Source organism: Cupriavidus agavae (genome assembly GCF_004217045.1).
In the GTDB taxonomy this organism is placed as follows: Bacteria; Pseudomonadota; Gammaproteobacteria; order Burkholderiales; family Burkholderiaceae; genus Cupriavidus; species Cupriavidus agavae.
On record NZ_SGXM01000001.1, the window covers coordinates 2417436 to 2432764 of the forward strand.

Genomic DNA, 15329 nt, shown 5'->3' on the forward strand with positions numbered 1-15329 from the left:
TTCAGGGTGTGCGCCGCACGCAGCGGCGACGGAAAGCGACAAGGTGCGACGGGGCGAGGGCATCGGCCGGGCGATCAACGGTGGGCCGAGGGCAGCGCGGCCGAACTGCCGGGGCCCGTGGACCGCTCCAGGCGCTCCAGGCGCTTTTCGAGCCGCGCCAGGTCATCGCGCAGGCGCGCCACATCGGCGCTGAAGCCGTCGAGCGCGGCATGGCGAACCAGCGTCGGCTGCTCGTCCAGCAGGTATTCGGTCACGTTGTCGAGCAGCGCCCGGCCCACGCGCGTGGCGCTTTCATGCGCCTGCCGCGCGCCATCGACCACGCGTTGCGCCACGCTGTCGCTGACCGGGCCGCCCATCACGCCGCGCAGGGCACGCGACAGGTCTTCGGCAGCATCCCAGCGCAGGTTGCGCGCCAGCGTGGAGACAGCATTGGCCAGTTCGGCATCGCCCTCGATCCGTACGTGGCGCATGGCGGCCGCCTGCCCGCCTTCGGCCACGTCCGCCACCACGAGCGGCCACTGCTGCAGCGGCACCAGCAACGTCACCGCCGCCAGCTCGGCCGGGGGCGCAAGTTCGATGCAGCCCTGCCCGGTCACGCGCAGCGACAGCGCGAAAGCGGCCGCGTCGAAAACGATCACGCGGCCGGCAAACGGCGCCAGCAGGCTGCACGCCCAGGGTTCCTGTTCGATCAGGTGGTTCAATGCGGCGACGATCGGTGCGGCCAGCGGGGTCGGCAAGGCGTTCATGGCGTCCGGGGAGTTCGGGCTTGGCCCAACAAAAAAGGCCCACGCGTACGTGGGCCTCCATTCTAAGCTACTCGCCCGCCGCTTCCTGTCATCGAAGCGGCCGAGAGCGTGTCAGCGATCAGGACTCCTGCTGGATACCAGCCAGTTGCCAGCCACCGCTGCCCGCCGTCGACTTGGCCAGGTTCCAGACTTCGCCGAACGGCTGCGCTGCTTCGTCGGCCTTCTCGCGGATCATGCCCGAGAAGCGCACGCTGGCGATGTACTGGGTGTCGGTCGTCTCGATCCCGAGCAGTTGCGCGTCGAGCGTCACCACATCGGTCTTGTTGACCTCGCCTGCCGGGCGCTCGGCCAGATCCATCTTCAGCTCGGCGAACATTTCCGGCGTCGAGAACTCGCGGATATCGTCGAGGTTGCCGGCATCCCAGGCGGCCTGCAGGCGCACGTAGTGGACCTTGGCATTGCGCACGAACGAGTCGACGTCGAAGTCGGCCGGCACGCCCCACGGCTGCTGGGCCGCTACGGCGCCCGCTGCGGCGGCACCACCCATCACGGGATTGGCTGCCGCGCCACCATAGGACGGCGCGTTCGACACCGGGGTATCGGCCTGACGGAAAGTCGGCTCCGCGTCACGCGCGGCGCCACCGAACGGCGAGTTATTGCCGCTGGCGTTGCCCATGCCCGCGAAGGCCGGCTGGCGCGAGGTCTTCGAGCCGCCGCGGAACTTGCGGATCAGCCAGACGGCGACCAGTGCGATCAGGCCGAACAGGATGATGTTGCTCAGGATGCTGGCGGCTGCGCCGCCGAGACCGAAGTGCGAGAGCAGGTAGCCGATACCCAGGCCAGCCGCGAGGCCGCCGAGCATGCCGCCCCAGTTACGCTTCGGCGCCGCGGCCGCTGCGCCACCGGCAGCGCCGGCCGCAGCCGGAGCCGCCGCGTTCTGCGCGGGCTGGCCCGGCGCGGCGTTCTGCTGCGGCGGCGTGGCCTGGCGCTGCTGCGTCACGTTGGACGACTGCTTGCCGACGCTGCGCGAACCGCCCATGCGCTTGGCTTCCGCATCCATTGCCGCCCCGAATGCCACCGTCGCGATCAGCGCGATGGTAAGGAATTTTCCACGAAAAGAAGTCATATGCAGTGATCCCCTGTCATTTCCGGCTTATTTTTGTCCGGATATGGCGAATTAGTACTTTCTACCGACGTGGAGCGCCACGACTCCGGCCGTCAGATTGAAGTATTCGACCTTTTCGAGGCCCACTTGTTCCATCAAGCGTACAAGTGAACCCTGGTCTGGATGCATTCTGATCGATTCCGCGAGATAGCGATAGCTAGGGGCATCCCCGGCGACGCGTTCGCCCAGCCACGGCAACACCTTGAACGAGTAAACATCGTAGGCTTTTTCCAGCGGCTTCCAGACCTTGGAGAACTCCAGCACCATGACCTTGCCGCCCGGTTTGGTTACCCGGCGCATCTCCGCCAGCGCCCGGTCCTTGTGGGTCATGTTGCGCAGGCCGAAGGCCACCGTGACCAGATCGAAATAGTTGTCCGGGAACGGAATCTTCTCGGCGTCGCAGAGCGCCACCGGCGTGACCACGCCCTTGTCGAGCAGGCGGTCGCGGCCCACACGCAGCATCGACTCGTTGATGTCGGTCAGCCAGACTTCGCCGGTCGGCCCGGCCTTCTTCGCGAACGCCTTCGCCAGATCGCCCGTGCCACCGGCGATGTCCAGCACCTTCTGGCCCGGCCGCACATTGGCCTGGGCGATGGTGAAGACCTTCCAGAGCCGGTGCATGCCGCCGGACATCAGGTCGTTCATCACGTCGTACTTGCTCGCCACCGAATGGAAAACGCCGGCTACCTTGCCGGCCTTTTCCGTTTCGTCGACTTTTTCGAACCCGAAGTGGGTTTCGCTCATTCTCTGACTCCAGGTACTGAATTCAATGGTGATGGCCGCACGCGTGGCCGCCCGGGGCGGCCATCGGGGTGTCGCGGTCCGCCCCGGCGGCCTCCAGCCGCTTCAGGTAGTCCGCCCAGAGCGCGTCCTGCTCGTCGCCCAGCCGGTAAAGCAGTTCCCACGAGTAGATGCCGGTGTCGTGGCCGTCGTCGAAGCGGATCAGGATCGCGTAGTTGCCCACGGGCTCCACGGCTGCGATGCCCACGCCGCGCTTGCCGGTCTGCAGCGTTTCCTGGCCCGGGCCGTGGCCCTTTACTTCCGCCGAGGGCGAATACACGCGCAGCAGCTCGAACGGCAGCCGCCAGGTGCGGCCGTTGTCGAAGCCGACTTCGAGCACGCGCGACTGCGTGTGCACGGTCAGCGCGGTGGGGTGCGGGGTGTCTTTGTCCAGGCCGGCCATGTTACGGGCGCGACGTCGCCGTCACGCATCTTGTACGACCCGATAGCTTACTCCACCGTCTCCGGCTTGCCCATCCGCCGCCCGCACATAGCGCAGGCGCCGGTCGTGGAACGCCGCCACGGTGCTGCGGTGGGCAATGCTGACGATGGTCGCGTCGGGCAGCGTCTCGACCATCAGCCGGTACATGGCCGCCTCGGTTTCCTCGTCAAGCGCGCTTGTGGCTTCATCGAGGAACAGGAAATCGGGCTTCTGCAGCAGCGCGCGGGCAAACGCCAGCCGCTGCTGCTCGCCCGGCGACAGGCGCAGCGACCAGTTGTCGAACACGTCCAGGTGCCTGACCAGCGCGCCAAGCCGCGCCTGCTCCAGCACCCGCGCCAGCGCGTCGCGCGAATGGGCGGTGCCCGCGTCGGGGTAGGACAGCGCATCGGCCAGCGTGCCGATCGGCAGGTAGCTGCGCTGCGGCAGGAACAGCACGCGTGCCTGCGGCGTGGTGATGCGCCCGGCGCCGTACGGCCAGATGCCGGCCAGCGCGCGGAACAGGACACTCTTGCCGCAACCCGAAGGCCCGTTCACGAGCCAGCGCTCGCCCGGTCCGATCGTCAGCGAGAACGGCGCCACCAGCGGCAATTGCGCCGGCTGTGCCTGCGGATCGACGCCCTCTTCGTCCACGTCGAGGTCGGCACGCACCGGCAGTGCCAGCGCGAGGTCGGAAATGGCGATATGGCGATCCGCCGGGTTGGCCGAAGGGGCCACCTCGATATCGCCGGCGCCGCCCGGCGCCAGGTCCTCGCGCTCGGCCACGCGCATCGCTTCCTGGAAATCGATCAGGCGGTTGGCGGCGGCCTTCCAGCCGACCAGCGTCGCGTAGCTGTCGACGAACCACGACAGTGCGCCCTGCACCTGCCCGAACGCCGAGTTGATCTGCATGAGCCCGCCGAGCGTGAGCTTGCCGGAGAAGTAGCGCGGAGCGGCCACCAGCAGCGGGAAGATGATGGCGAACTGGCCGTAGCCCGAATTCACGAACGTCAGCCGCCGCGTGTAGCGCATCAACTGGTTCCAGTTCGCGCGGATGCGTTCGAAGCGCGCGCGCAGGCTGGCCTCCTCGGTTGGCTCGCCGCGATAGAGCGCCACGGGCTCGCTGTTCTCGCGCAGGCGCACCAGCATGAAACGGAAATTTGCCTCGTACTGTTCCTGCTGGAACGACAGGCCGATCAGCGGCCGCCCGACAAAGTGGGCAATCAGCGACCCCACCACCGCGTAGGCGATGGCGAACCAGACCATGTAGCCGGGGATCGTCACGTCCACCCCGCCCAGCATGAAGCTGATCGGGCCGGACACCACCCAGAGGATGCCGATGAACGAAACCAGCGTGACCACGGAGTTCAGCAGCCCCATCGACAGCGTCAGCGCCCCGTCCGTGAACTGGCGCAGGTCGTCGGCCAGGCGCTGGTCGGGGTTGTCGGTGGAGTGGGTCTGCTCGATGCGGTAGTACGCCTGGTGGCCGAGCCAGCGTTTCAGGAACGTGCCGGTCATCCATGTGCGCCAGCGCATCTGGAGCATCAGCTGGTAATACTGCCGGAAGATGGCCAGCACGATGAAACAGGCGGCGATCCACGAGAACCGCAGCAGCAGCGCCTTGAACGAGACGAAATCGCGCTGCTCGATCGCGTTGTAGAACACGCGGTTCCACTCGTTGAGCAGCACGTTGATGTAGACGATGCCGAGGTTGAGCGCCACCACCAGCACCAGCAGCCCGAGCCCCGCCTTGCGGTCCTCGGACTTCCAGTACGGCTTGATCAGCGCCCAGGTGGCGCCGAGGCGCAGCCGGCTTTGCTCTTTGAGTGCCTGGGCGGGGACGGCCGGGCCGGGCACGGTGACGGATGACGGGGTGGAAGACATGGCGCCAGCGGGTTGGCCCGCCGCATCAGGCCGGCAGGCATGTTGTTGTTCGACCGGAGTCAGACGCCCCGCCGCGCGGGCGGGTTCCGTACCAGACCGTTACGGCACTTTACCAAGCCACGGAAAACCGTGCGCCGACGCAACGATCCGCGCGATTCCGCCGGCGCCCGGCCTGTCAGTCCGCGCTTCCCGGTTCGGACAGTGCCGACAGCGCCAGCCGCAGCGCCGGCAGCCGGCCCGCCAGCTCGGCGATCCGGTCCGGCTCGGCCGCCCGCTGGGGCGCCGCCCAGACTGCCTCGGGGAAGTGGGTGTCCCAGCGGTAGCGCGGGATGATGTGCCAGTGCAGGTGCGGCACCATGTTGCCGAAGGCCGCCAGATTGACCTTGTCCGGCGTCATGATCTCGCGCACCAGGCGCTCGACGCGCGCCACCAGGCGCATCAGCCAGGCCTGGTCGGCCTCGTCGAGGTCGGTCAACTCGGCTGCGTGCTCGTTCCAGACCACGCGGCAAAACCCGGGAAAGCGGTCCTGCTCGACCAGGATCACGCGCGCACGGTCGCCCATCCAGACCAGCTCGCCGCCGTCGGCTTCGCAGAGGGGGCAGTTGGGATGTCGGTGCATGGCTGGCGGCTTCAGACCAGCACCCGCTCGATCCCGCCCGAATTCGCCTTGGCCACGTACTCCGGCATCCAGTTCTCGCCAAGCAGGTGCCGGGCCATCTCCACGACGATGTAATCGGCGGTTACCGTTGCGTCCTCGTTGTAACGCGACAGGCCCTGCAGGCACGACGGGCAGCTCGTCAGGATCTTGACGTCGCCATTGAATTCCCCGGTGCGCAGTTTGTCGGCACCCTTGCGCATTTCCTCTTCCTTGCGGAAGCGGATCTGCGTGGAGATGTCCGGCCGCGTCACGGCCAGCGTGCCCGATTCGCCGCAGCAGCGGTCGTTCTTCTCGATCTTGCCGGCGCCCTGGTTGCCGCCCATCAGGTCGTTGACCAGCTTGGTCGGGTCCATCGTCTTGATCGGCGTGTGGCAGGGGTCGTGGTACATGTAGCGCGTACCGGTGACGCCTTCGAGCTTGACGCCCTTTTCCAGCAAATATTCGTGGATGTCGATGATGCGGCAGCCCGGGAAGATCTTGTCGAATTCGTACCCGGCAAGCTGGTCGTAGCACGTACCGCAGCTCACCACCACGGTCTTGATGTCGAGGTAGTTCAGCGTATTGGCCACGCGGTGGAACAGCACGCGGTTGTCGCTGACCATTTTCTCGGCCTTGTCATACTGGCCGGCGCCGCGCTGCGGATAGCCGCAGCACAGGTAGCCCGGCGGCAGCACGGTCTGCACGCCCACATGCCACAGCATGGCCTGCGTGGCCAGCCCCACCTGCGAGAACAGCCGCTCCGAGCCGCAGCCCGGGAAGTAGAACACGGCCTCGGTCTCGGCCGTGGTCGTCTTCGGGTTGCGGATGATCGGCACGATCTCGTTGTCCTCGATATCGAGCAACGCGCGCGCCGTCTTCTTGGGCAGGTTGCCCGGCATCTTCTTGTTGATGAAGTGGATTACCTGCTCCTGCACCGGCGGCTTGCCAACCGTGGCGGGCGGATGCTGGGTCTGCTTCTTCGCGAATTTCTTGAGCACCTCGTTGCCCAGGCGCTGCGCCTTGTAGCCCACGCCCATCATCGCGGTGCGCGCGAGGTTGATGGTCTGCGGGTTGGTCGCGTTCAGGAAGAACATCGACGCGGCGGCACCGGGGTTGAACTTCTTCTGGCCCATCTTGCGCAGCAGGTTGCGCATGTTCATCGACACGTCGCCGAAGTCGATCTTGACCGGGCACGGCGTCACGCACTTGTGGCAGACCGTGCAGTGGTCGGCCACGTCCGAGAACTCGTCCCAGTGCTTGATCGAGACACCACGGCGCGTCTGCTCCTCGTACAGGAACGCTTCCACCAGCAGCGACGTGGCCAGGATCTTGTTGCGCGGGCTGTACAGCAGGTTGGCGCGCGGCACGTGCGTGGCGCACACCGGCTTGCACTTGCCGCAGCGCAGGCAGTCCTTGACGCTGTCGGCAATCGCGCCGATATCGCTCTGCTGCATGATGATGGACTCGTGTCCCATCAGGCCGAACGACGGCGTGTACGCGTTGCGCAGGTCGGCGCCCGGCAGCAGCTTGCCCTTGTTGAAGCGGCCCTGCGGGTCCACGCGCTGCTTGTACGCGCGGAACTCGCCGATCTCTTCCTCGGTCAGGAACTCCAGCTTGGTGATGCCGATGCCGTGCTCGCCCGAGATCACGCCGTCCAGCGAACGCGCGAGATCCATGATGCGGGCCACCGCGCGGTGGGCCTCCTTCATCATGTCGTAGTCGTCGGAGTTGACCGGCAGGTTGGTGTGCACGTTGCCGTCGCCCGCGTGCATGTGCAGCGCCACGAAGACGCGGCCGCGCAGCACCTGCTTGTGGATCTTCTGCGCCTCGTCGAGGATGGGCTTGAACTCGCCGCCGTTGAAGATCTTGCGCAGTTCGGCGCGCAGCTCCTGCTTCCAGCTCACGCGGATCGTGCGGTCCTGCAGCAGATGGAACACCGTGGCGTCCGGCTGCCCCTGCAGGCGCTGCTCGAAGGCCGGGCCCAGCAGGCCCAGGCCGTGGCCGATCAGTGATGCCCTGGCCGTCTGCAGCGGCGTGTCGAGGTGGTCCTGCAGGTAGAGCCAGCGCTGGCGGATCTCGCGCAGCAGCGTCAGCGCGTGCTGCACGCGGTCTTCGAGCAGTTCGGCGCTGGGAATCTCGTTGGCGTCGTCGCTGCGGCCCAGCGGCAGGTTGCCACGGGCGAAGAACGCTTCGAGTTCGTCGGTCAGCTTGAGCTTGTTCTTGATCGACAGCTCGATGTTGATGCGCTCGATGCCATCGGTGTACTCGCCCATGCGCGGCAGCGGAATCACCACGTCTTCGTTGATCTTGAAGGCGTTGGTGTGGCGCGCGATGGCGGCGGTACGCGAACGGTCGAGCCAGAACTTCTTGCGCGCCTCGGGGCTCACGGCAATGAAGCCTTCGCCGCTCTTGCCGTTGGCCATGCGGATGACCTCGGACGTGGCGCGGGCCACGGCGTCCTCGTCGTCGCCGACGATATCGCCGATCAGCACCATCTTCGGGAACGCGTTGCGCTTGCTCTTGGTGGCATAGCCCACCGCGCGCAGGTAGCGTTCGTCCAGATGCTCCAGGCCAGCCAGGATGGCGCCGCCCTCGCGCTTCGACTCGCTATCGAGGAAGTCCTTGATCTCGACGATGCTGGGGATCGCGTCGCGCGGCTGGCCGAAGAACTCCAGGCAGACCGTGCGCACGTGCTTCGGCATGCGGTGCAGAATCCAGCGCGCGCTCGTGATGATGCCGTCGCAACCTTCCTTCTGCACGCCGGGCAGGCCGGCCAGGAACTTGTCGGTGACGTCCTTGCCGAGACCTTCCTTGCGGAACTTGCGCCCTTCGATGACCAGCGTCTCGGTGCGCAGCACCTTCTCGCCCGGGGCGCGGTTACCGTCCGACCACGTCAGTTCGAACGTGGCCACCGGCACATCGTGGATCTTGCCGAGGTTGTGGTCCATCCGGGCGATCTCGAGCCAGTTGCCCTCCGGATCGACCATGCGCCACCAGGCCAGGTTGTCGAGCGCGGTGCCCCACAGCACGGCCTTCTTGCCGCCCGCGTTCATCGCCACGTTGCCGCCGATGCACGAGGCATCGATCGAGGTGGGGTCCACCGCGAAGACCAGCCCGGCGCGGTCCGCGGCATCGGCCACGCGGCGCGTGACCACGCCGGCGCCCGAGAAGATCGTCGCCACCTTGTGCGGCACGCCGGGCAGGTCGGTCATCTCGACCGCATCGAGGCGTTCGAGCTTTTCAGTATTGATGACGGCCGAAAACGGCGTCAGCGGCACGGCGCCGCCGGTGTAGCCGGTACCGCCTCCGCGCGGAATGATCGTCAGGCCGAGTTCGAAGCAACCCTTGACCAGGCCGGCGATCTCTTCCTCGGTGTCCGGGGTCAGCACCACGAACGGGTATTCCACGCGCCAGTCGGTGGCGTCGGTCACGTGCGAGACGCGCGACAGGCCATCGAACTTGATGTTGTCCTTCTGCGTCACGCGGCCCAGCACGCGCTGGGCGCGCTTGCGCAGCGCGTAGGCATCGGCGAATTCCTGCTTGAATGCCTCGATCGCCTGCTTGGCGAACACCACCAGTTGCTCCACGCGGTGCGAGCGGTCCTCGGCGGCCGGTTCGGCATGCTCGGCGCGGTCGGCAGCGCGGCGCTTCTCGATTTCGGCGAGGCGGTGATGCAGCGCATCCACCAGCATCTGGCGGCGCTTGGGATTTTCGAGCAGGTCGTCCTGCAGGTAGGGGTTGCGGCGGACCACCCAGATATCGCCGAGCACCTCGTAGAGCATGCGGGCGGAGCGGCCGGTGCGGCGTTCGCCGCGCAGTTCGTCCAGGATGCGCCAGGCTTCCTCGCCCAGCAGACGGATAACAATCTCGCGGTCCGAAAACGACGTGTAGTTATAGGGGATCTCGCGCAGGCGCGGCGGGGCGTCCTGCGCTGCGAGCTTGGCGTCGAGCACGAGTGGGGCGTTCATGGGCGGGACCGCTTTTGAAGCAGCGCACGGGGACGGTGCGCAATTTTTCGTCATTAAAGGGCGATTGTACTGCAACGCCCCGTTTTGCCGCACTGCAACAAGACCACTTCGTGGCAATAACCACCAGCTTTGTCAGGGATTCGCCCCGTTTCGGGCATTTTCCTGCTGTATCTGGCGCCGAAGCTCAGAACCACTGCCGGATGGCCTCGCCCACGCCGCGCCAGAACGAGTCCGGAATCCACAGCAGGCTGGCCGTCATGATCAGGTAGCGCGCGAACTTTCCGATCGCCATATAGAAGACGCTCTGCCAGAACGGCAGCCGCAGCCAGCCGCCTAAAGTGCACAATGGATCACCAATGGCAGGCAGCCACGACAGCAGCATGGTCGGCGGCCCCCAGCGCTTCATCCAGCGGAAGTATTTCGCGTCGAGCTTGGGCTTGTGGGGCTTGCGCGGGTGGGGACGGTGCTGGGCGTGCTCGATCTCGTGCTCGTGGTGCTGGCGCCGCTGGCGGTAGCGCACCACGGCCAGCTTGGCGGCATAGCCCAGCCACCAGTCGATGGCGCCGCCCACGGTGTTGCCCGCCGTGGCCACCAGCACGGCCGGCCAGAACATGTCCGGGTTCAGCTTGACGTAGCCGAACACCGCCGGCTCCGAGCCCAGGGGCAGCAGCGTGGCGCTGATCAGGCTGACCACGAAGATCGCCGGCAGCCCCACCTTGGGCAGGGCCACCGTGTCGAACAGCCAGTCGGTAAAAGCTTCCATACGAGAAGGGGCGCGGGGCTGCCGGCAGGGGAAACCGCATGGCGAGCCCGGGGGATTTGTGATTAACTGTTAGAGCCTGTTGCGGCGATTCGTTCATTGCGCCGCCACCACCGGGCATCAACACCGACAGTACCCGGCAGCACCAATATCACGAAATAGCCGTCCCAACCAAGCGGCAGTACCGCGTCGTGGCCAGTCCCGCGCAGTGTCAATTCGGGATTCGGCGGAGCTTGCCATGCGCGCACCCACAATGGAGACAAGCATGGCGATTTCCCTCCGCCTGACGGTCAATGGCAAGCCCGTTGACGTCCAGGTCGAACCCCATACCCTTCTGGTCCAGTTCCTGCGCGAGCAATTGCGCCTCACGGGCACCCACGTGGGCTGCGACACCGCGCAGTGTGGCGCCTGCACCGTCCATCTTGACGGCCGCGCCGTGAAATCCTGCAACATGCTGGCCCTCCAGGCGGAAGGTGCCAGCATCACCACGATCGAGGGGCTGGCGCGCAACGGCGAGATGCACCCGATGCAGCAGGCGTTCCGCGACTGCCACGGCCTGCAGTGCGGCTTCTGCACGCCGGGCATGGTGATGGCCGCCACCTCGCTGCTGGCCCAGCAGCCCGACGCCGACGCCCACGCCATCCGCGATCAGCTCGACGGCAACCTGTGCCGCTGCACCGGCTATCACAACATCGTGCGTGCGGTGCAGCAGGGCCAGGCCGCGATGCAGGGCAAGGGCACCGCGCAGCAGAGCGACCTGGCCACGGCCAGCGCCGAATAACGGAGGCCCGCCATGAACGCACCCGAAACCCAATCGCTGATCGGCGCATCGGTCAAGCGCAAGGAAGACTACCGCTTCCTGACCGGCAACGGCCAGTACACCGACGACGTCACGCTGCCCCACCAGAGCTACGCCTGCTTCGTGCGCTCCCCGCACGCCCATGCGCGCATCCGTTCGGTCGATACCGCGCAGGCACTGGCTGCCCCGGGCGTGGTGGCCGTGCTGACCGGCGCCGACATGGCCGCCGACAAGGTGGGCGGCCTGCCGTGCGGCTGGCTGATCCACAGCATCGACGGCACGCCGATGAAGGAGCCGCCCCACCCTGCCCTGGCGCATGACCGCGTGCGCCACGTGGGCGACCAGGTGGCGCTGGTCATTGCCGAATCGCTGCAGCAGGCGCGCGATGCCGCCGAGCTGGTCGATGTCGATTACGAGGAGCTGCCCGCCGTGGTCAGCCCGGCCGATGCCGCGTCGGCCTCGACCATGGTCCACGATGACGTCCCCGCCAACACCTGCTACACCTGGGGCCACGGCGACAAGGCCGCCACCGATGCCGCGTTCGCCGGCGCCGCGCACGTGACCACTCTGGAGATCGTCAACAACCGGCTGATTCCCAACGCCATCGAGCCGCGCGCGGTCAACGCCAGCTACACGCGCCAGGACGACGGCTACACGGTCTATGTCTCGAACCAGAATCCGCATGTGGAGCGCCTGCTGATGGGCGCGTTCGTGCTCGGGCTGCCCGAGTCGCGGCTGCGCATCATTGCGCCCGATGTCGGCGGCGGGTTCGGCTCGAAGATCTTCCTCTACCCCGAGGACGTGGCGCTGACCTGGGCCTCGAAGAAGATCGGCCGCCCGGTCAAGTGGACGGCCGAGCGCAGCGAATCGTTCCTGACCGACGCCCACGGCCGCGACCACGTGACCAAGGCCGAACTGGCGATGGACGCCGACGGCAGGTTCCTCGCCATGCGGGTGCACACGGTGGCCAACATGGGCGCGTACCTGTCCACGTTCGCCAGCAGCGTGCCAACCATCCTCTATGCCACGCTGCTCGCCGGCCAGTACGCCACGCCGGCCATCTACGCCGAGGTCAAGGCGGTCTTCACGAATACCGCGCCGGTCGACGCCTACCGTGGCGCGGGCCGGCCCGAAGCCACCTACGTGGTCGAGCGGCTGGTCGAGGCCGCCGCGCGCGAGCTGGGCACCGATCCCGCCGCGCTGCGCCGCAAGAACTTCATCCGCAACTTCCCGTACGCCACGCCGGTGGGCCTGACCTACGACACCGGCGACTACGAACCCTGCCTGGCACGCGCCCAGGAACTGGCCGACGTGGCCGGCTTTCCGGCCCGGCGCGACGAGGCGAAGCAGCGCGGCAAGCTGCGCGGGCTTGGCTACTCGTGCTACATCGAGGCATGCGGGCTGGCGCCGTCGAACATCGCCGGCGCGCTCGGCGCACGGGCCGGCCTGTTCGAGGTGGGCGAGATCCGCGTGCACCCCACGGGCACCGTCACGGTGTTCACGGGCTCGCACAGCCACGGGCAGGGCCACGAAACCACCTTCGCGCAGATTGTGGCGCAGCGGCTCGGCATCGCGCTGGACGCCGTGGAGATCGTGCACGGCGACACCGGCCGGGTGCCGTTCGGCATGGGCACCTATGGCTCGCGCTCGCTGGCCGTGGGCGGCTCGGCCATCATGAAGGCGCTCGACAAGATCGAGACCAAGGCGAAAAAGATTGCCGCGCACCTGCTGGAGGCGTCGGACACGGACATCGAGTTCAGCGACGGCGTGTTCCGCGTGGCCGGCACCGACCGCACCAAGACGTTCGGCGAGGTGGCGCTGACCGCCTACGTGCCGCACAACTACCCGCTCGACAAGCTGGAGCCCGGCCTCAACGAGAACGCGTTCTACGACCCCACCAACTTCACCTATCCGTCGGGCGCCTATATCTGCGAGGTCGAGGTGGACCCCGACACCGGCCGCTCCGAAGTCATCAAGTTCACGGCCGTGGACGACTTCGGCAACGTGATCAACCCGATGATCGTCGAAGGCCAGGTGCATGGCGGTATCGGCCAGGGACTGGGCCAGGCGATGTACGAGCAGTGCATCTACGACCCCGACAGCGGCCAGTTGCTGACCGGCTCGTACATGGACTACGCGATGCCGCGCGCCGGCGACCTGCCCGACTTCACGGTGGAAACCTCGTCGGGCACGCCGTGCACGCACAACCCGCTTGGCGTGAAGGGCTGCGGCGAGGCTGGCGCCATCGGCTCGCCGCCGGCCTTCATCAACGCGCTGGTCGACGCGCTGGCGCCGCTCGGCGTGCGCGATATCCAGATGCCCGCCACACCGCACCGCACCTGGCAGGCCATTCAGGCCGCACAGGCTTCGCAGGGCGCCACTGCCTAGGGGACACCACATGTACGCATTCCAGTTCGAACGCGCCACCGATGCCCAGGCAGCGGTGGCCAAACTGAAGTCCGATGGCGACGCCAAGTTCCTGGCCGGCGGCCAGAGCCTGCTCGCCGCCATGAAGCTGCGCCTGGCCGCGCCCTCGATGCTCGTCGACGTGGCGCGCATTCCCGGCATGGCCGACATCAAGGTCCAGGGTGATGCCGTGGTGATCGGCGCCGCCGCCTGCCATGCCGACGTGGCCGCCAACGCCGAGGTCAAGGCCCGTATCCCGGGGCTGGCCGCGCTGGCGCTCGGCATCGGCGACCGGCAGGTGCGCGCGCTGGGCACGCTGGGCGGCTCGCTCGCCAACGACGACCCGGCAGCCGATTACCCGGCGGCGGTGCTGGCGCTCAACGCCACGGTCATCACCGACCGCCGCGAGATTGCCGCCGACGACTTCTTCAAGGGTCTCTATGAAACCGCGCTGGCGCCCGACGAGCTGATCACGGCGGTGCGCTTCCCGGTGCCCGAGCAGTCCGGCTACGTCAAGTTCCGCAACCCGGCCTCGCGCTTTGCGCTGGTGGGCGTGATGGTGGCCCGCACCGGCCAGACCGTGCGCGTGGCGGTCACCGGCGCGGCAGACAGCGTGTTCCGCGCGCCGGCGCTGGAACAGGCGTTGGCCGCAAGCTTCACGCCGGCAGCGGCGCGCGCGGTAAAGATGGACGCGTCCGGGCTGAATACCGATCTCCATGCCTCGGCGGCGTATCGGGCGCATCTGATTCCGGTGCTGGCGGCAAGGGCGGTGGAGGCGGCGTTGAGGGGTTGACGCGGTAGTGGTTGGTTGCTCCCCTCTCCCACTTCATGGGAGAGGGGAGCGCATAGCGAAGGGTATTTGCACTGAACAATGCTTCCAGACTCCATCGACACCACCCTCACACAACTCGCCGCGCAGCAATATTTCGCCGACCGCGAAACCGCTACCGTGCTCTATCTCGCCCTGCGCATGCAGCGGCCGCTGTTTCTGGAAGGCGAACCCGGGGTAGGCAAGACCGCGCTGGCGCAGGCGATGGCCGCCATGCTCGGCACGCGGCTGCTGCGGCTGCAGTGCTACGAGGGGCTCGATGCCGCCAGCGCGCTGTACGAATGGGACTATCCGCGCCAGATCATGGCGCTGCGGCTGGCCGAGGCGCGCGGCGAACGGCCCGGGGAACAGTCGCTCTACCGCGACGAATTCCTGCTCAAACGCCCGCTGCTGGAGGCACTGCTGCCCGACCCCGCCGCGCCGGGCGTGCCGCGCGTGCTGCTGATCGACGAGATCGATCGGGCCGACGAGCCGTTCGAAGCCTTCCTGCTGGAAGTGCTGTCCGAGTACCAGGTGTCGATTCCCGAGATCGGCGTGTTGCGGGCCGAGCGGCCGCCGCTGATCGTCATCACGTCCAACCGTACGCGCGAGGTACACGACGCGCTCAAGCGCCGCTGCCTCTACCAGTGGATGGGCTATCCGGACCGCCAGCGCGAACTCCAGATCGTGGCCGCCCGAGCGCCCGAGGCGGCCGCCGCGCTGCAACGGCAGGCCGTCGATTTCATCCACCGGCTGCGCGGCATCGACCTGTTCAAGGCACCCGGCATTGCCGAGGCCATCGACTGGAGCCGCGCGCTGGCCGCGCTGGGCGTGACCGAACTCGATCCCCAATCGGTACGCGACACCCTCGGCGTGCTGCTCAAGTACCAGGACGACCTGGCACGCGCCGATGGCCCGACCATCGCCGAACTGCTGGCCGGCCCCACCCCCGCCTGAC

General features: G+C 67.3%; 12 protein-coding genes. 4 read left to right on the plus strand and 8 right to left on the minus strand.

Annotated elements, in window-relative coordinates; genetic code table 11:
• Positions 1-74: 74 nt before the first annotated feature.
• The 8 genes from EV147_RS10970 to EV147_RS11005 form a co-directional block, all read right to left on the minus strand.
• Entirely contained in the window at positions 75-746 is a 672-nt protein-coding gene (locus tag EV147_RS10970; protein ID WP_130391098.1) for a ubiquinone biosynthesis accessory factor UbiJ, read from the minus strand.
• Positions 747-864: 118 nt separating this feature from the next.
• Positions 865-1872, minus strand: coding sequence for a Tim44 domain-containing protein (locus EV147_RS10975; protein WP_130391099.1), 1008 nt, complete (start codon positions 1870-1872; stop codon positions 865-867).
• A 51-nt stretch (positions 1873-1923) separates the two neighbouring features.
• Entirely contained in the window at positions 1924-2655 is a 732-nt protein-coding gene (ubiE, locus tag EV147_RS10980) for a bifunctional demethylmenaquinone methyltransferase/2-methoxy-6-polyprenyl-1,4-benzoquinol methylase UbiE (protein ID WP_130391100.1), read from the minus strand.
• A 22-nt stretch (positions 2656-2677) separates the two neighbouring features.
• Positions 2678-3094, minus strand: a complete 417-nt coding sequence (locus tag EV147_RS10985) for a gamma-butyrobetaine hydroxylase-like domain-containing protein (RefSeq protein ID WP_130391101.1) — start codon at positions 3092-3094, stop codon at positions 2678-2680.
• 21 nt (positions 3095-3115) lie between these two features.
• Positions 3116-4993, minus strand: a complete 1878-nt coding sequence (locus EV147_RS10990) for an ABC transporter ATP-binding protein/permease (RefSeq protein WP_130391102.1) — start codon at positions 4991-4993, stop codon at positions 3116-3118.
• Positions 4994-5168: 175 nt separating this feature from the next.
• Complete coding sequence (locus EV147_RS10995) at positions 5169-5612, minus strand: HIT family protein (protein WP_130391103.1); 444 nt, start codon at positions 5610-5612, stop codon at positions 5169-5171.
• Positions 5613-5623: 11 nt separating this feature from the next.
• A complete protein-coding gene (locus EV147_RS11000; RefSeq protein ID WP_130391104.1) occupies positions 5624-9598 on the minus strand; it encodes a DUF3683 domain-containing protein in 3975 nt (1324 codons plus the stop codon).
• A gap of 184 nt (positions 9599-9782) precedes the next feature.
• Entirely contained in the window at positions 9783-10361 is a 579-nt protein-coding gene (locus EV147_RS11005) for a YqaA family protein (RefSeq protein WP_130391105.1), read from the minus strand.
• Between the two features lie 262 nt (positions 10362-10623).
• Here EV147_RS11005 and EV147_RS11010 point away from each other — a divergent pair, with 262 nt between their 5' ends.
• The 4 genes from EV147_RS11010 (at position 10624) to EV147_RS11025 (ending at position 15328) form a co-directional block, all read left to right on the plus strand.
• The gene (locus EV147_RS11010) at positions 10624-11139 is read left to right on the plus strand and encodes a (2Fe-2S)-binding protein (RefSeq protein ID WP_130391106.1); all 516 of its coding nucleotides are present in this window, start codon (positions 10624-10626) and stop codon (positions 11137-11139) included.
• Positions 11140-11151: 12 nt separating this feature from the next.
• The gene (locus tag EV147_RS11015) at positions 11152-13545 is read left to right on the plus strand and encodes a xanthine dehydrogenase family protein molybdopterin-binding subunit (protein WP_130391107.1); all 2394 of its coding nucleotides are present in this window, start codon (positions 11152-11154) and stop codon (positions 13543-13545) included.
• A gap of 10 nt (positions 13546-13555) precedes the next feature.
• Entirely contained in the window at positions 13556-14356 is an 801-nt protein-coding gene (locus EV147_RS11020) for an FAD binding domain-containing protein (protein ID WP_130391108.1), read from the plus strand.
• A 78-nt stretch (positions 14357-14434) separates the two neighbouring features.
• Positions 14435-15328, plus strand: a complete 894-nt coding sequence (locus tag EV147_RS11025; protein WP_130391109.1) for an AAA family ATPase — start codon at positions 14435-14437, stop codon at positions 15326-15328.
• The last annotated feature ends 1 nt before the right edge of the window (position 15329 follow it).